Source organism: Streptomonospora alba, assembly GCF_000826685.1.
GTDB classification, from domain to species: Bacteria; Actinomycetota; Actinomycetes; order Streptosporangiales; family Streptosporangiaceae; genus Streptomonospora; species Streptomonospora alba.
Genome location: NZ_JROO01000006.1, coordinates 315,143 through 334,920 on the forward strand (window position 1 = coordinate 315,143; position 19,778 = coordinate 334,920).

14 protein-coding genes and 1 riboswitch are annotated in these 19,778 nt (G+C 73.0%); of the genes, 2 read left to right on the forward strand and 12 right to left on the reverse strand.

Annotated features, from left to right (window positions below; genetic code table 11):
• Nucleotides 1-116: 116 nt before the first annotated feature.
• Nucleotides 117-662 carry a DedA family protein gene (locus tag LP52_RS04180; RefSeq protein WP_040270834.1) on the reverse strand — a complete coding sequence of 182 codons (546 nt, stop codon included), beginning with the start codon at nucleotides 660-662 and terminating at the stop codon, nucleotides 117-119.
• Nucleotides 663-812: 150 nt separating this feature from the next.
• Nucleotides 813-1,898, reverse strand: coding sequence for a tRNA 2-thiouridine(34) synthase MnmA (gene mnmA, locus LP52_RS04185; RefSeq protein WP_193789940.1), 1,086 nt, complete (start codon nucleotides 1,896-1,898; stop codon nucleotides 813-815).
• Nucleotides 1,899-2,043: 145 nt separating this feature from the next.
• Between mnmA and LP52_RS04190 the strand changes: the two genes are divergently transcribed.
• Nucleotides 2,044-3,228, forward strand: a complete 1,185-nt coding sequence (locus tag LP52_RS04190; protein ID WP_040270836.1) for a DUF695 domain-containing protein — start codon at nucleotides 2,044-2,046, stop codon at nucleotides 3,226-3,228.
• Between the two features lie 262 nt (nucleotides 3,229-3,490).
• On the opposite strand, the gene LP52_RS04195 is transcribed toward LP52_RS04190, so the two are convergent.
• The 10 genes from LP52_RS04195 to glgP all read right to left on the reverse strand — a co-directional run bounded on the left by LP52_RS04195 (nucleotide 3,491) and on the right by glgP (nucleotide 17,174).
• Nucleotides 3,491-4,666, reverse strand: a complete 1,176-nt coding sequence (locus LP52_RS04195) for a cysteine desulfurase family protein (RefSeq protein WP_040270837.1) — start codon at nucleotides 4,664-4,666, stop codon at nucleotides 3,491-3,493.
• A gap of 136 nt (nucleotides 4,667-4,802) precedes the next feature.
• On the reverse strand, nucleotides 4,803-5,747 hold the full coding sequence (locus LP52_RS04200) for an electron transfer flavoprotein subunit alpha/FixB family protein (RefSeq protein ID WP_040270839.1): 945 nt from the start codon (nucleotides 5,745-5,747) through the stop codon (nucleotides 4,803-4,805).
• Nucleotides 5,748-5,777: 30 nt separating this feature from the next.
• On the reverse strand, nucleotides 5,778-6,557 hold the full coding sequence (locus LP52_RS04205; protein WP_040270841.1) for an electron transfer flavoprotein subunit beta/FixA family protein: 780 nt from the start codon (nucleotides 6,555-6,557) through the stop codon (nucleotides 5,778-5,780).
• Nucleotides 6,558-6,799: 242 nt separating this feature from the next.
• Entirely contained in the window at nucleotides 6,800-8,863 is a 2,064-nt protein-coding gene (locus LP52_RS04210) for a serine/threonine-protein kinase (RefSeq protein WP_238580719.1), read from the reverse strand.
• Between the two features lie 418 nt (nucleotides 8,864-9,281).
• The gene (locus LP52_RS04215) at nucleotides 9,282-9,818 is read right to left on the reverse strand and encodes a YbaK/EbsC family protein (RefSeq protein WP_040270844.1); all 537 of its coding nucleotides are present in this window, start codon (nucleotides 9,816-9,818) and stop codon (nucleotides 9,282-9,284) included.
• Nucleotides 9,819-9,955: 137 nt separating this feature from the next.
• Nucleotides 9,956-10,765 (reverse strand): enoyl-CoA hydratase/isomerase family protein, encoded by an 810-nt coding sequence (locus LP52_RS04220; protein WP_040270846.1) that lies wholly within the window; start codon nucleotides 10,763-10,765, stop codon nucleotides 9,956-9,958.
• 234 nt (nucleotides 10,766-10,999) lie between these two features.
• Nucleotides 11,000-11,911: a CbiQ family ECF transporter T component gene (locus LP52_RS04225; protein WP_084722858.1), complete on the reverse strand. Its 912-nt coding sequence runs from the start codon at nucleotides 11,909-11,911 to the stop codon at nucleotides 11,000-11,002.
• The gene (locus LP52_RS04230; RefSeq protein WP_084722859.1) at nucleotides 11,908-13,572 is read right to left on the reverse strand and encodes an ABC transporter ATP-binding protein; all 1,665 of its coding nucleotides are present in this window, start codon (nucleotides 13,570-13,572) and stop codon (nucleotides 11,908-11,910) included. The genes LP52_RS04225 and LP52_RS04230 overlap by 4 nt, the downstream gene beginning before the upstream one ends.
• Nucleotides 13,569-14,153 (reverse strand): ECF transporter S component, encoded by a 585-nt coding sequence (locus LP52_RS04235; RefSeq protein ID WP_040270975.1) that lies wholly within the window; start codon nucleotides 14,151-14,153, stop codon nucleotides 13,569-13,571. The genes LP52_RS04230 and LP52_RS04235 overlap by 4 nt, the downstream gene beginning before the upstream one ends.
• 173 nt (nucleotides 14,154-14,326) lie before the next feature.
• Nucleotides 14,327-14,433, reverse strand: a riboswitch (TPP riboswitch).
• A 116-nt stretch (nucleotides 14,434-14,549) separates the two neighbouring features.
• Nucleotides 14,550-17,174 (reverse strand): alpha-glucan family phosphorylase, encoded by a 2,625-nt coding sequence (glgP, locus tag LP52_RS04240; protein ID WP_040270848.1) that lies wholly within the window; start codon nucleotides 17,172-17,174, stop codon nucleotides 14,550-14,552.
• Nucleotides 17,175-17,748: 574 nt separating this feature from the next.
• On the opposite strand from glgP, the gene LP52_RS04245 reads away from it, so the two are divergent.
• A complete protein-coding gene (locus LP52_RS04245) occupies nucleotides 17,749-19,734 on the forward strand; it encodes an alpha-1,4-glucan--maltose-1-phosphate maltosyltransferase (RefSeq protein WP_040270849.1) in 1,986 nt (661 codons plus the stop codon).
• Nucleotides 19,735-19,778: the final 44 nt, after the last annotated feature.

Sequence of the window (19,778 nt, forward strand, 5' to 3'; positions counted from 1 at the left end):
GGCTCCTTGACGGCCGACCGCCGGCGCAGCGGCGCGGCGGTCGCGGCGCCCACCGGTCGGCCGGGTCCCGCCGGGCGCAGGAGGGCCGGCACCGGCACGGCCGGGAGGGGCCGCGGTCAGGTCGTGCGGCTGTCCTCGGCCCGGTCGAGCGAAGTGGCCTGATCGGACGGCGCCGCGGCGCCGGTGCCGGAGGACGCGCCGCCCTGCCGGCGGCGGATGAGGACGAGGGCGGCCACCGCCGCGGCGGCGAGCACGCCGAAGGCCGCGGCGAGGTAGGGCGAGCGGAGGAAGAGCTCCCACCACACGGCCATCACGGCGAGGCCGCCGAGGCTGTAGATGGCCGCCCAGCCCGCGCAGCCGGGGAGCATGGCCGCCAGATAGCGCCAGTAGGACATGCGCATGGCGCCCGCGGCCAGGTGGATGGCCGACTGGACGCCCACGGTGGCGTAGGACACGGTGACCACGGGCGGGCCGAAGCGGTTGATCAGGCGCTCGGCGCGGGTCAGGCGGTCGCCGATGCGGTCGGCCAGCCGGGACCTGTGCAGACCCGCGCCCACGCCGCGGCCGATCCAGTAGATGGTCTGCGTGCGCGCGAAGGCGATGGCGAACAGCGCGGCGTAGACGATCCAGAAGGGGCGGCCGTCCAGGAACCCGTAGTCCATCGCACCCCTCCGTCGCCTCGCCGCATTGACGCGCGGAACTATGTTATGGCTAACCTAACTTCCGGCGACAGAGCCGAGATCGGAGATGTGGCCGAACTCGCCCTGGGCGGAGGCGCTGGTCGCCCCGGTCCCGATCGCGGGCGCGGGGCCTCAGGTGGCCGGGACCGGCTCGCCGCTGCGCGCCGTGGCCGCGATGGTGCCCGAGCCCAGCACCGTGTCTCCGTCGTAGAGCACCGCCGCCTGGCCCGCGGCCACGCCCGTGGCGGGCTCGTCGAGGCGGACCACCAGCTCGCCGTCGCGCTGCACCGCCGTGCACGAGTACACCTCGCCGTGGGCGCGCAGCTGCACCGTGCAGGCCGTGGGCTCGGTGAAGGGCTCGCTGCCGCTCCACACCGGGCGCTGGGCGGTGATCTCGTCGACCTGCAGCGCCTCGCGCGGGCCCACCGTGACCGTGTTGTCCACCGGCTCGATGGAAAGCACGTAGCGGCGCTCGGGGGCACCGCCGAGGTTCAGCCCCTTGCGCTGGCCGACCGTGTAGGTGTGCGCGCCCTGGTGGGTGCCCAGCACCTCGCCGGACTCGTCCTTGATCGGACCGGGCTCGCCGCCCAGACGCTCGTTGAGGAACCCGGCGGTGTCGCCGTCGGCGATGAAGCAGATGTCGTGGCTGTCGGGCTTGTCGGCCACCGCCAGCCCGCGGCGCTCGGCCTCGGCGCGGACGTCGTCCTTGGTGCAGTCGCCCAGCGGGAACATGGCGTGTGACACCTGCTCGCGGTCGAGCACGCCCAGCACGTAGGACTGGTCCTTGTCCGCGTCGACGCTGCGCCGCAGCCTGCCGTCGCTCTTGCGCACGTGGTGGCCGGTGCACACGGCGTCGAAGCCCAGCGCGATCGCGCGGTCCAGAACCGCCTCGAACTTGATCTTCTCGTTGCAGCGCAGGCACGGGTTGGGCGTGCGCCCCGCCGCGTACTCCGAGACGAAGTCCTGCACGACGTCGCGGTCGAACTCCTCGGCCATGTCCCACACGTAGAACGGGATGCCGATCACGTCGGCGGCCCGCTGGGCGTCGCGGGAGTCCTCGACCGTGCAGCAGCCGCGCGCGCCGGTGCGGTAGGACTTGGGGTTCTTGGAGAGGGCCAGGTGCACGCCGGTGACGTCGTAGCCGGCCTCGGCGGCCCTGGCCGCGGCGACCGCGGAGTCGACGCCGCCGGACATGGCGGCCAGTACACGCAAAGTCATAGCACCTTCCAGACTATGCGCCCGCGCGGCCTCGTCTCGACCGGTTCGCACCGGAGGTCCGCCGGTAGCCCGAGCGGCGCGGACGCGGGGCGGCACACACGCCTGGGTGGCGCGGCACCCCTCGGGCTCTGCGAAAATCTTTACCATGGCTCTGTTCCGTCGCCGCCGCTCAACGCAATCCGACTCCGCCGTCGCCGTTGAGGGTTTCTGGCATCAGTGGCCCGACTTCCGGGCACCTCTGGCCGATCTCGCCGAAAGCGGCACTCCGCTGCCCGAGGACGTCGCCGAGCGCCTCGACGAGGCCGTCCGGCGCATCCACTCCGGTCTGACGTGGGAGGTCGGCAGGGCGCCGCAGGAGGCCGGCAGCGGCCTCGGCGACGCGGGCGACCTCGACCTGGACGAGGACAGCGATCCCGGGCAGCTGCTGGAGCGCCTGGCGGCGCTGGACGATCCGCTGGCCTCCTTGGAGGGCGGCGGCGACTACGCGCTCACGCTCAGCGCCGGGGCCGACGACCAGGCGCGGGTCCTCACCGAGCGCTGGGCGCGTGCGGCGCCGCAGGAGCAGGGCTGGCGGTTCTTCCCCGCCTTCCCCCGCGACCACGACAGGCTGGGCAAGCCGGTCGAGTGGGAGGGCCACGAGCTGGACCTGTCCCACTGCACCGTGGCGATGCGTGTCGACCAGCAGCGCAGCAGGATGGAGATCGGCGTCTACCATCCCGACTTCATGTTCCTGGCCGACGAGATCCGCACCGGGGTCAGCGACCACGTGGCGATGCTGGCCTTGGGCGAGGACGACTACGTGCGCTGGATCTCCAAGGTCGAGCCGCTGGTGGAGAAACCGCTGGACCCGCTGCCTCCCGCGTCCATGCCGTCGGTGGTGGAGCAGCTGGCGAGCACCATGGGCAGCGGCGGCTGGGTGACCCTGCAGGGGCGGGTGCCGCTACGCGGCATCATCGAGATCGCCGCGCGCCACCCGCTGCACCGGCGGGACTTCCCCGCGCTGACCCTGTATGTGCACGTCGCGCTGCCCTATGCCAACAGCGACAGCGACCGGCTGCCGGCCGAGCCCTCGACCACGGCGCTGGACGAGTTCGCCGCCGGCCTGCGCGCCATGCTGGACGACAACGGCGCGCTACTGGCCCAGCAGACCGCGGGCGGGCAGCGCCAGTTCTACTTCTACCTGGACCCCGACTCCGGCGTGCTGAGCGACTTCGAGGCCGCGGTGCGCGAATGGGGCGAGGGCCAGCCCACGGTGCAGAGCCGCCTGGACCCGGAGTGGCAGACCATCGATCAGCTGATGCGCCCGATCCGCCGCCAAATGGGCGGCTGAGCGGCGCCGCCCGGCCGCCCGGCCCGAGGCCGAGACCGAAGGAGAACGGGCCACACGCAGGGCCCGCGGGTCGCGACGGCGGTGGCGTCCCGTTCGCGTGGGCGACGTGCGCTCGGCGGCATCGGAAGGGCACGCGGCGCGGAGCGCCATCGGCGGTGGTGGGCAGACGGGCGGGCACACGGCGCTTCGCACGCACGCCCGTCGCCGCAGGCTCTGCGGCGGCGGGTGGCCGGGTGGTCTCCGGAGGGTCTCTCGCCCGGAGTCAGGCCGCGCGGCGCTTGCGGCGGGCGGCGCGGGCGCGTTCGACGGCGGGGCCGATGGCCTCGCCCAGCGCGTCGACGTCGGCGCGGGTGGAGCCGCGGCCCAGCGAGAACCGCAGTGAGCTGCGCGCGGTCTCGGTGTCGGCGCCCATGGCCAGCATCACGTGGCTGGCCTGGGCCACACCCGCCGAGCAGGCCGACCCGGTCGAGCACTCGATGCCGTGGGCGTCCAGCAGCATCAGCAGCGCGTCGCCCTCGCAGCCGGGGAAGGACAGGTGGGCGTTGCCGGGCAGGCGCCGGTCCGGGTGGCCGTTGAGCACGGCGTCGGGCACGCGCTCGCGCACGGTCGCCACCAGGCCGTCGCGTAGTCGGGCGAGCTGGTGGACGTGGTCCTCGCGCTCCTCTGCCGCCAGGCGCAGCGCCGTGGCGAACCCGCGCATCAGCGGGGTCATCAGCGTGCCCGAACGCACCTCGCGCTCCTGGCCGCCGCCGTGCAGCACCGGCACGGGGTCGGTGCCGCGGGCCAGCAGCAGTGCGCCGACGCCCACGGGGCCGCCCACCTTGTGGCCGGTGAGGGTCAGCGCCGAGACACCGCTGGCGGCGAAGTCCACGGGTTCGCTGCCCACCGCCTGCACGGCGTCGGTGTGGAAGGGCACCCCGTACTCGCGGGCGACGGCGGCGAGCTCGTGCACCGGCTGCACGGTGCCGACCTCGTTGTTGGCCCACATGATCGAGACCAGTGCGACGTCGGCGGGGTCGCGGGCGATGGCGGCGCGCAGGTCGGCGGGCGAGACGCGGCCGTGGGAGTCGACGGGCACCTCCTCGCAGACCGCGCCCTGGGACTCGGCCAGCCAGTGCACCGGGTCGAGTACGGCGTGGTGCTCGACCGCGCTGACGAGGATGCGCCTGCGGGCGGGATCGGCCTGGTTGCGCGCCCAGAACAGGCCCTTGAGCGCGAGGTTGTCGGACTCGGTGCCGCCCCCGGTGACGACCACCTCGTTGGGGGTGCAGCCGAGCGACTCGGCGATGCTCTCGCGCGCCTCCTCGACGGCACGCCGCGCCCGGCGGCCCGCCCCGTGCAGGGAGGAGGCGTTCCCGAGGCGCCCGAACTCCTCGGTCATGTCTGCGATCGCCTCGGGCCGAACGGCGGTCGTGGCGGCGTGATCCAGGTACACCATGGCGCTTTCCAGGATACGGCGGCGCCTTCGCCCGCAGCTCCGCGGCCCGGCTCTGCGGCCCCGGGGGCTGACACGCGTGCGGCCCCGGGACGGCGTGCCCGGGGCCGCGTGGCCGGTCCGCCTCGGCGGCGGGTGCCTACTTGCGCTTGTCGACCTCTTCGGTGAGCTGCGGCGCCACAGTGTGCAGGTCGCCGATCACGCCGAAGTCGGACAGCTCGAAGATCGGAGCCTCGGGGTCCTTGTTGACCGCGACGATGTTCTTCGACGTCTGCATGCCGGCCCGGTGCTGGATCGCGCCGGAGATGCCCAGGGCGACGTAGAGGTTGGGGCTGACCGTCTTTCCGGTCTGGCCCACCTGGAACTGGTTGGGGTACCAGCCGGAGTCGACCGCCGCGCGGGAGGCGCCGACGGCGGCACCCAGCGAGTCGGCCAGCGCCTCGACGACGGAGAAGTCGTCGGAGCCGACGCCGCGCCCGCCGGAGACCACGATCGCGGCCTCGGTCAGCTCGGGGCGCGCGCCCTTCTCCTGCACGACGCGCTCGACGACCTTGGCGCCCGTGGCGGCCTCGGACAGCTCGACCGCGGCCTCCTCCAGCTCGCCGGCGCCCGAGGCGGCCTCGGCCGGAACCGAGTTGGGCCGCACGGCCACGACCGGCACGCCCGACCGCACCCGGGAGTGGGTGACGGTGGCGCCGCCGAAGACGCTGTGCTCGGCGACCAGCTCGCCGGTGATGTCGACCACGTCGGTCAGCACACCCGAGCCCAGCTTGACGGCGGTCCGCCCGGCGATCTCCTTGTTCTCCGGGGTCGCCGAGACGAGCACGGCCGCGGCCGACTTCTCGCCGGCCAGCTTCGCGAGCAGCTCGGCCTTGGGCGCGACCACGTAGTCGTTCAGCTCGGACGGAGCCGAGTACACCTTCTCCGCGCCGAACTCGGCCAGCTTCGCCTTGCCGGATTCGGCGCCCTCGCCGACCCACACGGCCGCGGGCTCGCCGATGCGGCGGGCGGCGGTCAGCAGCTCGGTGGTGACCTTCTTGACCTCTCCGTCGACGTGGTCGACGAGGACGAGGACCTCAGCCATCTGTCAATCCTTCCTTCGTCTCCGCCGGACCTAAACGAACTTCTTCTCGGCGAGGAACTCCGCGGCCTTGGCGCCGCCGTCGCCCTCGTCCTTGACGACGGTGCCGGCGGCCCGCGGCGGAGCCGGCGCGAAGTCGGAGGTCTCGGTGGCCGCATTGGCCAGCCCGACCTGCGCGGCGTCGATACCGGCGTCGGCGACCGACAACTTCTCCACCGGCTTCTTCTTCGCCTGCATGATCAGCTTGAACGAGGGGTAGCGCGGTTCGTTGATCTTCTCGACGACCGAGACGACCGCGGGCAGCTGCGCATCGACGACGTCGTAGCCGTAGTCGGTGGCGCGCTGGATGCGGATGGCCGAGCCGTCGACGTCGACCTTGCCGGCGAGGGTGAGCTGCGGCAGGCCGAGGTACTCGGCCAGCGCCGCGCCGACCACGCCGGTACGGGCGTCGGTGGACTCGGAACCGAGCACCACGAGGTCGAACTCCACGGTGCCCAGCGCCTTGGACAGCGCGTAGGCGGTCTGCAGCGCGTCGGAGCCGTGCAGCTCGTCGTCGACGAGGTGTACGGCCTTGTCCGCGCCCATGGACAGCGCCTTGCGGATCGAGTCGGTGGCCTGGTCGGGTCCCATCGTCAGGACGGTGACCTCGCCGCCGTGCTTCTCCTTGAGGAGCAGCGCCTCCTCGATGGCGTACTCGTCGAGTTCGTTGATGACGCCGTCCGACGCCGCGCGGTCCAGCGTGTTGTCGTCGGACGAGAGTTTGCGCTCGGTCGCCGTGTCGGGGACCTGCTTGACCAATACGACAATATTCATGGCCGGTGGCCGACCTCCCTGCACTCCCATGCGTCGCCCACTCGGACGGCGCGGACGCCTGGCGCGCCCGTGGCCCCTCACGGTGCCAGATGCACTGTTGCCATCGGGGGGCGGGCTGCGTTCACGTCACGCCTCCCGCCTGCGGATACCGCTATACCATCCCGATGTTACTGGCTAGTAGCCCCTGGGGCGAACGCGCCCCCGCCCCTGCTGGGGCAGCGGCGCCGGGCAACCGGCGGCGCTCAGCCGCCGAAGAGCGCCCAGCCGGAGGGCCCGTTGCCCATCAGCCACCACGACGGCGCCGAGCCGATGCCGTAGGAGACCACCAGCATCGCCAGCAGCACCGACGCCACGATCACACTCCAGTAGACGTAGGTGTTGCGGATCGTGATGGAGTCGACGGCCGAGCGCGCCTGGCGCACCGCCCCGCGGCCGTTGGGCCCCAGGAAGCTCAGCACCACCACCAGGGTGAACGCGTAGGAACCCACGAAGTTGGGGGTGTTGGTGCCGCCGCTGGTCAGCAGCGTGATCACGATCCCGACCAGGATGCCGGCGAACAGGTAGCCCAGCCCGTAGAGCAGGTTGGTGCCCAGCGAGCGCACCAGCGCCCAGGGCATGCTCAGCGCGATGACCATGGTGTCGGAGCTGCGCGGGCCGCGGGTCTGCAGGCGCCGGGCGTGCTCGGCCTTGACCGTGTCGAGCGCGGCCAGGACGCTCGCTGTGAGCAGTCCCACAACAAGGCCCAGCGGCGGCACGGTCAGGCAGAGGCCGGCGAGGAAGACCAGGATCGGGATCAGTATCAGCCACGGCAGCGGGCGGGCCTCGCGGTAGGCGTCGTAGTAGCCGCTGTCGTCGTCGCCGGAGTCGAAGTAGTCGTCGAGGCGGTCACTGCTCGATCCGCGGAACCTGCCGAGCAGGCCGCCGGACTCGTCGCTGTGGCCGGAGCGCTGCGCAGCAGGCCGCTCGTCCACCGGGGTGAGGATGTCGCGGAAGTCCTCAGGGCGCAGAGTGGAGTTGAAGTACTGGGTGGAGGGGCCCGCGCTCTGGGACTCGTCGGCCTCGTAGGTACCGAGCATGCCGGACTGCTCCGGCGAACGGGACTCTTCGGGTCCGGCGCGCATCGTCTGGTCGGGACCGCCGACGCGGGTCTGGTCGGCTCCGCCGGACCCGGCGACGTGCGTCCGGTCCGCGCCGCCCGCACCGGCCGCATACGTCTGGTCGGACCCGGTACCGCCGTGGCCCGCGGCCATCGTGCGACCCGCCTCGTGCGCCTCGGAGCGAGGGCCGTCACCCTCGGCGGCCGAGCCCGCCAGGGCGCCGGCTCCCGCGCCCGCCGCGGCGCCCGCGGCCATGGAGCCCCAAGCTCCGCCGCCGGACGTGCCGGTGCCGTCCTGCGCGGGCTCGGAGGTGGCGGCCTGCATGGTGTGGTTGCCGGTCAGCCCGCTGCTCACGTAGGTGGCGACGTCCTCGTCCAGGGGCAGGTCCAGGTTGAGCCGGCCGGCCTGGGCGACGAGTTCGGCGGCCGTGGGGCGCGCGGACATGTCACGCGAGACCGCGGCCTGGACCAGAGGCTTGAGCTGCTCGGGCATCCCGTCGAGGGTGATCTCGCCGTTGAGGATGCGGAAGAAGATGACCTCGAAGGACCCCGCACCGTAGGGCGGAGTACCGGTGGAGGCGAAGGCGACCGTGCCGCCCCAGGCGTGGATGTCGGTCGCAGGGCCGAGGTCGGTGCCCTCGATGACCTCCGGCGAGAGGTAGCTGGGGGTACCCACGAACGTGCCGGTCTGGGTGAGCTTGGCGCCGTCGACGGCGTGGGCGATGCCGAAGTCGATGACGATCGGCTCGCCGTTGGAGATGATGACGTTGCCGGGCTTGAGGTCGCGGTGGATGACGTCCACGGCGTGGATGTCCTTGATCGCACGCGCCAGGCCCGTCACGTACCGGCTCAGCGCCCTGCCGCGCAGCGGGCCGTGGTCGGTGACGGTGGAGTCGAGCGTGGGACCGGGGACGTACTCGGTGACCACCCAGGGGAGTTCGGCGTCGGTGTCGGCGTCGATGACCTCGGCGACGTTGGTGCTCTGCACGCGGCGCATCGTGGTGACCTCGCGCGCGAGCCGGGCGCGGGCGATGTGGTCGCCGGCGACCTCGGGGCGCAGCACCTTGATCGCGACGAGCCGGTCGTGCCGGGGATCGACGGCTTGGTACACGACGCCCATGCCGCCCTGGCCGATCCGGCGGCGGATCGTGTACGGGCCGACGCGCTCCGGCAGCTCCTCGCCATCGGGGAAACCTGCCGACATTGCCATTGCGAATTCATCCCCTCAAACCTGGCACACCACGACATCAAGCCTATCCGCTGGGGATGGCCGGACCGGCAGAGACGGATCCGGCCGACGGCCGAGCCGCCACCGCTCTCGCCGCACGACGCTCACATCCGTCAGCGCCGCGGCCGAAGGCCACGGTCCGCGGGCGACTCCCCAAGGCAAAGCTAGCCGGGTCGCGCCGGCGCGGGAAGACCGCAGCGGCGACCGGGCCGCGCGGGATCCGCCGTCCCCGCGACTACATGAGTATGACGCACATTGCGGCACCGTGGTTCCTCCGCGGCTCCGCCGTTCCCGCTCACGTCCGCAGAGCCGGCCGGGCGCGGCGGCGGGCCGGCAGAGCGGCGGCGGAACGTGCGCGGGCCGCCGACGGGGGCGCAGGCACACCGCGGCGGGTCGGCGCTCAGTCGGTGCGCACCCCCAGGCCCGAGACCGTCTCGGCACCGGGCAGAGCGGCCAGGTCGGCTCCGGGCAGCACCAGCTTGGAGGACCGCAGCCCGCTGCCGATCACCACGGGGCCCGCCTCCAGCACCGCCTCGTCGACCAGGACCGGCCAGTCCCGGGGCAGGCCGATGGGGGTGATGCCGCCGTACTCCATGCCGGTCGCGGCGACCACGTCGCCCTGGGGGGCGAAGGACGCCTTGCGGGCCTCCAAGTGGCGGCGAGCGACCCCGTTGACGTCGGCACGGGTGGTGGCCAGCACCATGCACGCCGCCATGCGCACCCGGCCCGCCCGCTTGGCGGCGATCACCACGCAGTTGGCCGAGCTTCCCAGCGGGATGCCGTAGTGGGCGGCGCATTCACCGGTGTCGGCCAGATCGGGGTCGATGGGCGCCGCCAGTACCCGCGCGGCGGGCTCCCAGCCCTCGAGTCCGGCTGCGACCCGGTCGGCCATCAGGTCGGGGCGTTCCCGGGCCGGTTCGGTCTCGAGTTCCCACATCGTCTGATCCCTCCCTTCGTGCGACGTCGCGTCCGGAGGCGTACGGACACGGTCAGGAACCCTCCGGGAACCGCCCGCTACCCGCCACCGGCTCCAGGGCATCCCGCGAGGTTCCTCGCGCCGTTCGACCAACCGGCCTAGCGGCCCGAGAAGCGGGCCTTGCCGGGGCCTTCCTCGATGAAGCTGCGCATCCCGGCCTTCTGGTCTTCGGTGGCGAACAGCCCGGCGAAGTGCATCCGCTCGATCTCCAGTCCGGTGGCCAGGTCGGTCTCCAGACCGCCGTCGATCGCCTGCTTGGCGGCGCGCAGGGCGAGGGCGGGGCCGTTGGCGTAACTGGCGGCCATGGCCACCGCGTGGTCGTAGACCTCGGCCGACGCGACGACGGCGTCGACGAGGCCGATGGACAGGGCCTCCTCCGCGGCGACGTGGCGCCCGGTGTAGATGAGGTCCTTGGCCCGGGCCGGACCGATCAGCCGGGCAAGGCGCTGGGTGCCGCCCGCCCCGGGGATCACACCGAGGCGGATCTCGGGCTGGCCCAGCCGGCCGTCCTCGGCCACCACCCGGAAGTCCGCGCACAGCGCCAGCTCGCAGCCGCCGCCCAGCGCGAACCCGGTGATCGCGGCGATGACCGGCTTGGGGATGCGCGCCACGGCGGTCAGCGCGTCCTGCAGGACGCGCGAGTGGGCCGCCATCTCGGCGAAGCCCATCTCGGACATCTCCTTGACGTCGGCACCGGCGGCGAAGACCCGCTCACCGCCGTAGACGACAACGGCGCGCACCTCGTCATCGGCGCTGACGCGCTCGGCCGCCGTTCTGATCTCCCGCTGCATCTGCGCGTCGAGGGCGTTCATCTTCGGCCGGTCCAGCCGGATCACGGCCACCGCCGGGTTGTCCGCGTCGCGCTCCACCCGGACGAACTCGCCCGCGCCCTCGTCCACAGTCGTCATCCGGTCCTCTCCCGACATCGGCTGCCCCGCCGCAGTCCGGCCGGGCCGAAGACGCCGTCGGGCGCCCGCGCCCGGCCTTCCGGCGCTCGCGCATCAATACCTACCATTGCCCGCCCTGCGGGCCGCCACCCGGAGGGACCCCGCGAAGCGCCGATCCCGCAGTCGCCGACCCGCACCGCCGCGCGGTTTCCCAGCGGCGGCGGGTCCGGGACCGCCCGGGATCGCCGAGGTCCCTCAGAACGTGAGCGGCGTCCAGGTGCCGGCGGCGAGCGAGAGGGTGTGGGCCGTGCCCAGCAGGAGGAGTGTTCCTGCGATGAGGGCGGTGTCTCCCCTTCGCCAGACGCTCAGGCGGGCGTGGCTGCGCGGCCCGCCCGCGAAGCCGCGGGCGTCCATGGCCATCGCCAGCAGCGTGCCGGTGCGGATCGCGCGCACCAGCAGCGCGAAGGCCTTGCCCGCGAAGATCGCGACCGCGCGCGCAGGGTTGCCGCCGGCGTCCAGGCCGCGGGCGCGACGGGCACGCCCCAGGGCGCGCCAGTGCTCCACCAGCAGCGGCACCAGCCGCAGCGCGGCGAGCACCGCGATGGCCGGGCGCTCCGGCACCCGCAGCCGCTGCACCAGGGAGTCGGCCATGTCGGTGGGGTCGCTGGTGATCGCGGCGAGCAGGCTCGGCAGTGCGATCGCCAGCAGGCGCGCCGCGGCTCCGAGCGCCCCCATCGGCCCCTCTTCGCCGAAGACGAGATTGACCAGGCCGATCGATGTCCCCATCAGCAGCAGCGGGACGCTCAGCGCGAGGAGCCGGGCCCGGCCCAGCCCGGCGAAGGGCACCAGCATCAGTCCGGCGGCAAGGACGATCCCGGACGTCACCGGATCCACGACCGGTATCAGCCCCGCGGTGACGAGCACGGCGGCCAGCAGCTTGCCCGCGGGGTCGGCCCCCGGCAGCCACGCCCGCCGTGCGAAACCGCGGCCCGCAGGCCGGGCGCCGGAGCCGCAGGTGTCCGTGCCGTCGGACGAGGCCGACCCGCCGCCGGCCGGAACCGGTTCCCGCTTCGCCGTCGCCGGCTCGGCGGCCGCGACCCGGTTCGGGCCCGGTCGGCTACGCGCCCGTGGGCGCTCCTCTCCCCCGTGGGCCCCGGCGGCGCTCATCCGGACCCCCTCTCGCCGTCGTGCCCGTGCCCCCCATCGGTCTCGGCGGGGCCGCTACCCGCGGCACCGCCCGAATCCCCGTCCCCGACGGCGGCGCCGGTACGGGCGATCGGCGGCCGGGTGTATCCGTCCTTCAGCGCGATCTCGACATCGCAGAAGCAGTCCAGCAGCACGGAGTCGTGGGTGGCGGTGACCACGGCGCGGCCGTCGGCTCGCAGTTCGGCCAGCAGCTCCACCAACTCCCGCCAGGTGCGCATGTCCTGACCGAACGTCGGTTCGTCCAGCAGCAGCACGTCGGGGGCGTGGGAGGCGCCCGAGCTCAGCGCCGTCGCCACCGACAGCCGCCGCTTCTCCCCGCCCGAGAGGGTGAAGGGGTGGACGGCGGCGAGGCCGGTGAGCCGCAGGCGTTCCAGCAGCTCGTCCACGCGGCGCCGGACCTCGCGCGGCCCCATCCCGGCACGGCGCGGGGCGAAGGCGAGCTCGTCGCGCACGCTCGCGGTGACGAACTGGTCCTCGGCGTGCTGGAACACCGTGCCGACATGGCGCGCCAGCCGCCGGGCCGGCCACTTCGCCAGCGGGCGCGTGCTGACGTCGGCCAGGCGGCCGCGCGGCGCCACGGTGCCCGCCTCGGGCGCGTCAAGCCCGGCCAGCAGACCCAGCAGCGTCGACTTGCCCGCGCCGTTGGGCCCGGTCAGGGCGGTCGCGGCGCCCGAGCGGACCTCGGCTGCGGCCCCGTGCAGGACCCGGCCGCCCGGGGAGTCGAGCAGGCCGATGCCGCCGGGCGCCCGGGCCGTGCAGTCGGCGGCCTCGATCACCGCCGGGCCGGGGGTACCCGGCTGCAGGCGCGGGCGCGGCTCGCGGCCCGGCACCCATACACCCTGCTCGGCCAGGCTGCGGCCGTGGCCGGCGAAGACCGCGGAGGGCGCGCCGTCGGCGACCACCCCTCCCCCGGGTTCGACCACCACGACCCTGTCGACCAGGCCGGACACGGCTTCCTCGGCCTCGCCTGCGTTGGCGGCGCCACCGACGACCTCGGCCACGCGGTGCTCGACGAGGACCATGGTCGCCTCACTGCCGCGCAGCAGATGCTCCAGCACGCGCCGCACGCGGTCGGCACCGGTGCGGTCGAGGTTGGCCGTGGGCTCGTCGAGCAGCAGCAGGCGCGGGCGCATCGCCAGCGCGCCGGCGAGCACCAGCCGCTGCTTCTCCCCGCCCGACAGCGCCGCGGTCGGCCGGTCGGGGCCGTAGCCGAAGCCGACCTCGTCCAAGGCGTCGTGCACGCGGGTCCAGATCTCCGCGCGCTCCAGGCCGAGGTTCTCCGGGCCGAAGGCGACGTCGTCGCCGGAGCGGGCCATGACCAGCTGGGTCTCGGGGTCCTGGCTGACCAGGGCGAGCGATCCGCGCGCCGCGTCGGCGGGGCCGCCGTCGATGCGCAGCCGCCCCTCCTCGTCGCCGGAGATGGCGCCGGAGGCGCCGGTCAGTCCGGCCATGGCGTGCAGCAGCGTGCTCTTGCCGGCTCCGGAGGCGCCGAGCAGCAGGACCCGCTGACCCGGCTCGATGACGAGGTCGACGCCGCGCAGCGACCATCCGCTTCGGCCGGAGTGGCGCCATCCCCAGTCGGCCAGCTCGACCCGCGCCCCGGCGGCGCCGGCGGGGCTCATCCGCGCGCCGAGGGGAACGCGGAGAGCGCGCCCGCCCGGGCGAGCGCCGAGGTCAGCAGCCGGGCGCCGGCGCCGCCGATGACCGCGGCGCTGATCACGACGAGCACGCCGTAGGTGAGCTGGAAGGAAAGCGGCCAGGTGGGGTAGTAGCGGACGTTGTCCCAGACGGCGGGGGCGACTCCGGCGGCGGCGCCGGCGAGCACCGAGATCGCCATGCCCCAGCGGCGGTAGCGGGCGGCGGCGAAGACCAGTTCGGGCAGCAGGCCTTGCACGAAGCCGGCCAGGGCGACCTCCACACCCCAGGGGGTACCGAGCACCATGGAGACGAACGCCGCCGCTGTGGAGGTCAGCACGGCGGCGCCGGGCTTGCGGACGACGAGTGCGCCCAGGACGCCGGGCAGCAGCCACATGCCGTAGATGGCGGCCTGGGCGGGCGGGAAGAAGGCGAAGAGCGGGGCGGAGATCTGCCACAGCAGGTTCCACGCCCAGAAGACCACGCCGATGGCCACACCCAGCACCGCGGGCACGACGATGTCCACGGTGCGGTAGCGCGGCAGCGCGCCGCGCAGCCGCGCGAGCAGGCGGGTGAACGCGTTGCCGCGGGCATTCGGCTTCGCGTCCGGCTGGGGGGTCGACGGCGTGCTGTCACTCACGGAAGGTCCCTTCGCGTGTCGGAGCGAGGGGCCCGAGCCGAGAGCGCCGGCCGGGCACCGAGCGTCCCGCATGGAGCGGGATGCGCGGTCGCACCGAACCGGCGGACGGGTTCACGACTCCCTGCGCTGGCATTACCCAGATCAGGTGTGTGAGGGTCTGCGGTCGCGGCCGCACTCTCAGCGCCTCAGCGCTCCCCTGTCGGTTTCACCTCCATTATGGGGACCGCGGCATGCCGGAGGTCAAGGCGGACGGGCCCGGTGCGGCCGGCGGCCACCGGTTGGGCCGCGCCGCCACAGCCCCCTCCTCGGGCGCGGCCGGCCGGCTCAGCGCAGCACGATGCCTGCTGCGGCGCCTTCCGGGGGTTCGGGAACCGCGACCAGGCCCATTTCGGCGCAGTCGCCGAGCAGGCTGTGGTCCGGCAGCACCCGCACGGTGAAACCGCAGCTGCCCGCGCGCCGCAGCGGCACCGAGCCGTAATAGCACCGCGGCCCGTCGCCGCCGCCTGCGCCGCTCTCCGCCGGCGACATCCCGGCGACGACAGGGTCCACCAGCGCCTCGGAGTCGGAGACACGCCCGGCGGCCACCTCGACCCGCACGTCCTCGGGGCTGAGCCCGCCCAGCGCGACCGACGCGCGCACCCGAAGGTCGCCGCCGACCAGCGGCGGCCCTTCGCAGCCGGTCATCTCCACGTGGTCCACCCGCACGCCCGGCCAGGCGTCGCGCACCCGCTGCTTCCAGGCCGCCAGCTCGCGCGCGCCGCGCATGTCCCCGGCCGCCAGCGCCCGCGAGGAGTCGGCCGCGCCCTGGTAGAGGCGGGCGACGTAGTCGCGCACCATCCGCGTGGCCAGGACCTTGGGGCCCAGCGAGACGAGCGTGTGCTTGACCATCTCCAGCCACCGCTTGGGCAGCCCGTCGTCGTCGAAGTCGTAGAACAGCGGCACGACCTGCTGCTCGATGAGGTCGTAGAGCGCCCCCGCCTCGATGGCGTCGCGCCGGTCGGGGTCCTCGACGCCGTCGGCGGTGGGGATGGCCCAGCCGTTGGAGCCGTCGTACCACTCCTCCCACCAGCCGTCGCGCACCGACAGGTTGAGCCCGCCGTTGAGGGCCGACTTCATGCCCGAGGTGCCGCAGGCCTCCAGCGGGCGCAGCGGGTTGTTCAGCCACACGTCGCAGCCCTGCACCAGCGACCGCGCCAGCGCCATGTCGTAGTCGGGCAGGAACACGATCCGGTGGCGCACCCGCGGGTCGTCGCAGAAGCGCACGATCTCCTGGATGAGCCGCTTGCCGCCTTCGTCGGCCGGGTGGGCCTTGCCGGCGACGACGATCTGCAGCGGCCGGTCCGGATCCAGCAGCATCGAGGCCAGGCGCTCGCGGTCGCGCAGCATCAGGGTGAGCCGCTTGTAGGAGGGCACCCGGCGGGCGAAGCCGATGGTGAGGACCTCGGGATCGAGCACGTCGTCGACCCAGCCGAGCTCGGCCTGGCTGGCCCCGCGCCGGCTCCAGGACTCGCGCAGGCGCTCGCGGACGTCGGCGACCAGGCGCTCGCGCAGCGTGCGGCGCATCTGCCACAGCTCGGCCTCGGAGGCGCCGGTGACCTTGCGCCAGCCCTCGGCGCTGGTGAACTCGCCGGAGTCGGGTACCACCCGGCGGGCCAGCTCCTGGGCTTCCTCGGCCACCCATGTGCGCGCGTGCACCCCGTTGGTGACCGCGGTGATGGGCACCTCGGCGGTGTCGAACCCCGGCCACAGGCCGCGGAACATCTCGCGGCTGACCGCGCCGTGCAGCCTGCTGACCCCGTTGACGCGCTGGGCCAGCCGCATGCCCATGACCGCCATGTTGAACACCTCGGGGTCGCCGCCGGAGAAGTCCTCGGCGCCCAGGCGCAGGATGTCCTCGCTCTCCAGGCCCGGGGTCACGGAGTCGCCGTCGGCGAAGTGGCGGCGCACCAGGTCCCGGTCGAACCTGTCGATCCCGGCGTCCACAGGTGTGTGCGTGGTGAAGACCGTGCCGGCGCGGGCGGCCTCGGCCGCCTCGGCGAAGGACAGCCCGCGGTCGACGAGCTCGCGTATGCGCTCCACACCCAGGAAGCCGGCGTGGCCCTCGTTCATGTGGAAGACCTCGGGCTCGGGGTGGCCCGTCACCCCGCAGTAGGCCCGCACGGCGCGCACGCCGCCCACGCCCAGCAGCAGCTCCTGGCGCAGGCGGTGCTCCTTGCCGCCGCCGTAGAGGCGGTCGGTGACCCCGCGCAGCTCGGCGGGGGTGTCCTCGTGCGCGGCGTCAAGCAGCAGCAGGGGCACGCGTCCGGCCCGAGCCACCCACACCCGCGCGCTGAGCCGCCGCCCGCCGGGCAGGTCCAGGCCGATGCCGAGAGGGGCGCCGTCCTCGTCGCGCAGCTGCGACAGCGGAAGTCCGCGCGGGTCGACCTCGGGGTAGTCCTCCAGCTGCCAGCCCTCGGGCGAGAGCGCCTGGCTGAAGTAGCCGTGCTGGTACAGCAGTCCCACCCCGATCACGGGGACCCCGAGGTCGCTGGCGCTCTTGAGATGGTCGCCGGCCAGGATGCCCAGGCCGCCGGAGTACTGGGGCAGCGCCGCGGTCAGGCCGTATTCGGCGGAGAAGTAGGCGATGGCCGCGGGTGCCTCGCGCTCGCGGGCGTAGTGCTGGTACCAGCGGTCGTGCTCGACGTAGGCGGCCAGGTCGGCGTCGACTGCGTGCAGCCGGGAGAGGAACCCCTCGTCGGAGGCGAGCTCGGTGAACCGGTCCGCGGGGACCTCGCCGAGCATGCGGAAGGGGTCGCGGCCGCAGCGCTGCCATACCTCGGCGTCCACCGAGGCGAAGACCTCGCGTGTGGGGGCATGCCAGGCCCAGCGGAGGTTGGCGGCGAGCCGCTCCAAGGGCGCCAGCTCGTCGGGAAGGGCGGTGCGGACGGTGAACCTGCGAATGGCTTTCACGCAGCGTGAGGCTACTCAATCCGCCACCCGCGGCGCGACCCGCAACTCCCGTTTTGCGACAGATCACGGAAACTCCGCGTTGCGCCCCGGTTTCGGATCTCCACATCGCTCCGAAAACCGGTAAATACCGGATTTCGTCAGTTTTCGGGAAAAACCTCGCACCCGTGCTTGCCGACGCGCAGTCGGACTTGTGTAACCGGATCACACACACCCGAAACCCCTGGTTCGCGAGTTGCGCCAGCTCCGAAAATAAACCTTCGTCCGGTTTGCCGCATCCTGACTCCACGAAATCCCTGCAGGTCAGGGGAACGCCAAGACTGTGTGACGACAATCACAAAAATTACCCGCCTCGGGTTGTCGGCGCAGCCGGCGTTCTGGGCTGACGATAGACAGAGGGGCAGGCCCGGACCGAAATCACCGACGCCGATCGAACGGCCATTCGGGTGCCACGGGCTGCCCGAACACGGCTCAGGCGTGCCACACGGACACCGTGGCACCAGCGGCTCGCAGGGTCGACCCGGAAAACCCGACAACCCGATCAAAAATCGGGCATGACGACAATGATGGTGCACCTGTGATTGGACGTATTCCCATTCTCGACGTCTCACCCGTCCTGGGCTACGGCACCGCCAAGGCGGCCGCCGGCGAGACCCTTCCCGTCCGGGCCACGGTGATCCGCGAGGGCCACGCCGCCTTGGGCGCCGCCGTCGTCCTCTACGACCCGCGGGGCCGCAGGCACTCGCTGAGCCCGATGCGCGAGATCGCGCCCGGAACCGACCGCTACGGCGCCGACGTCACCGTCGGCCACGAGGGCCGATGGAGTTTCAGCGTCGAGTCCTGGAGCGACCCCATCGCCACCTGGCGCCGTGACGCCTCCGTCAAGATCCCGCTGGGCCAGGACGTCGAACTGGTGCTGGAGGAGGGCGCGCGCCTGTTCGACCGCGCCGCCCGGCGCGTCCCGCGCCGCCCCGAGATGGCCCGCACCGCAGCCCTGCTGCGCGACGGCTCGCGCACGCCCGAGGAGCGCCTGGCCGCGGCCGCCGGCCCCGAGGTCGGTGCCCGGCTGGCGGCCGAACCGCTGCGCGAGCACGTCACCCGCACCAAGCGCTTCCCCCTGGTGGTGCACCGCCGCCGCGCGCTGGTGGGCTCCTGGTACGAGTTCTTTCCGCGCTCGGAGGGCGCGGTCATGGACGGCGACCGCGGCGCCTGGCGCTCGGGGACCTTCGCCACCGCCGCCAAGCGGCTGCCCGCCATCGCCGAAATGGGCTTCGACGTCGTCTACCTGCCTCCGATCCACCCGGTCGGGCACTCCTTCCGCAAAGGCCCCAACAACGCGCTCGCCGCCGGCCCCGGCGATCCCGGCTCGGTCTGGGCGATCGGGTCCGAGGCGGGCGGCCACGACGCCGTCCACCCCGACCTGGGAACCGTCGCCGACTTCGAGGAGTTCGTGGCCGAGGCCGCCGAACAGGGCCTGGAGATCGCGCTGGATCTGGCACTGCAGTGTTCGCCCGACCACCCCTGGGTGCAGGAGCACCCCGAGTGGTTCACCCGCCGCCCCGACGGCTCCATCGCCTACGCCGAGAACCCGCCCAAGAAGTACCAGGACATCTACCCGCTGAACTTCGACGGCGACCCCGAGGGGATCTACGCCGCGGTCCTGCGGATCGTGCGGTTCTGGATGGAGCGCGGCGTGCGCATCTTCCGCGTGGACAACCCGCACACCAAGCCTGTGGCGTTCTGGGAGCGGCTGCTGGGCGAGATCGCCGCCGACGATCCCGACGTGGTCTTCCTGTCGGAGGCCTTCACCCGCCCGGCGATGATGGCGGCGCTGGCCAAAGCCGGGTTCCACCAGTCCTACACGTATTTCACGTGGCGCAATTCCAAGGAGGAGCTGGAGGACTACCTCACCGAGCTCTCCCGGGACTCCGCGACCTACATGCGCCCGAACCTTTTCACCAACACCCCCGACATCCTCTCGGGCTACCTCCAGCAGGGCGGGAGGCCCGCCTTCGAGGTGCGGGCGGTGATCGCGGCCCTGGCGTCTCCGGCGTGGGGCGTCTACTCCGGCTACGAGCTCTGCGAGAATACCCCGATAAACCCCGGGAGCGAGGAATACCTCGACTCGGAGAAATTCCAGTACCGACCCCGCGACTGGGCCGCGGCCGACTCGGCTGGAAATACCATCGCGCCCCTGCTGCGCAAGCTAAACTCGCTCAGGCGCGAACACCCTGCCTTGCAGGAACTGCGCAACCTGCGGTTCCACCATGCCGACCGCCCGGAGCTCATCTGCTTTTCCAAACGGCTGGCCGGGGCAGGCGAAAACGATCTCGACGACGTCGTGATCGCCGTCGTGAATCTCGATCCGCACCACGCGCATGAGGCTACGGTGCGGCTCGACCTTCCCGCTCTGGGGTTCGACCCCGGATCCCGGATCACCGTGACAGATCAGATATCCGGGCAGTCTTACATCTGGGGAGAGGCGAATTATGTCCGCCTTGACCCGCGTTTCCAGTCCGCACACATATTCACAGCAGGCCCCGCTGGACAAGGCTCGCGCTAAAGGGTTCTGCCTTCCTCTAAGGCGCACCGCTCTTCGCGCACCGG

Excerpts from the sequence above, each read along its gene's own strand:
- LP52_RS04220 (WP_040270846.1), bottom strand. The coding sequence starts at position 10,765 with ATGACGACTGTGGACGAGGGCGCGGGCGAGTTCGTCCGGGTGGAGCGC.
- LP52_RS04205 (WP_040270841.1), bottom strand. The coding sequence starts at position 6,557 with ATGAATATTGTCGTATTGGTCAAGCAGGTCCCCGACACGGCGACCGAG.
- LP52_RS04215 (WP_040270844.1), bottom strand. The coding sequence starts at position 9,818 with ATGTGGGAACTCGAGACCGAACCGGCCCGGGAACGCCCCGACCTGATG.
- LP52_RS04195 (WP_040270837.1), bottom strand. The coding sequence starts at position 4,666 with ATGGTGTACCTGGATCACGCCGCCACGACCGCCGTTCGGCCCGAGGCG.
- LP52_RS04225 (WP_084722858.1), bottom strand. The coding sequence starts at position 11,911 with ATGAGCGCCGCCGGGGCCCACGGGGGAGAGGAGCGCCCACGGGCGCGT.
- LP52_RS04230 (WP_084722859.1), bottom strand. The coding sequence starts at position 13,572 with ATGAGCCCCGCCGGCGCCGCCGGGGCGCGGGTCGAGCTGGCCGACTGG.
- LP52_RS04200 (WP_040270839.1), bottom strand. The coding sequence starts at position 5,747 with ATGGCTGAGGTCCTCGTCCTCGTCGACCACGTCGACGGAGAGGTCAAG.
- LP52_RS04210 (WP_238580719.1), bottom strand. The coding sequence starts at position 8,863 with ATGGCAATGTCGGCAGGTTTCCCCGATGGCGAGGAGCTGCCGGAGCGC.
- LP52_RS04190 (WP_040270836.1), top strand. The coding sequence starts at position 2,044 with ATGGCTCTGTTCCGTCGCCGCCGCTCAACGCAATCCGACTCCGCCGTC.
- mnmA (WP_193789940.1), bottom strand. The coding sequence starts at position 1,898 with ATGACTTTGCGTGTACTGGCCGCCATGTCCGGCGGCGTCGACTCCGCG.
- LP52_RS04180 (WP_040270834.1), bottom strand. The coding sequence starts at position 662 with ATGGACTACGGGTTCCTGGACGGCCGCCCCTTCTGGATCGTCTACGCC.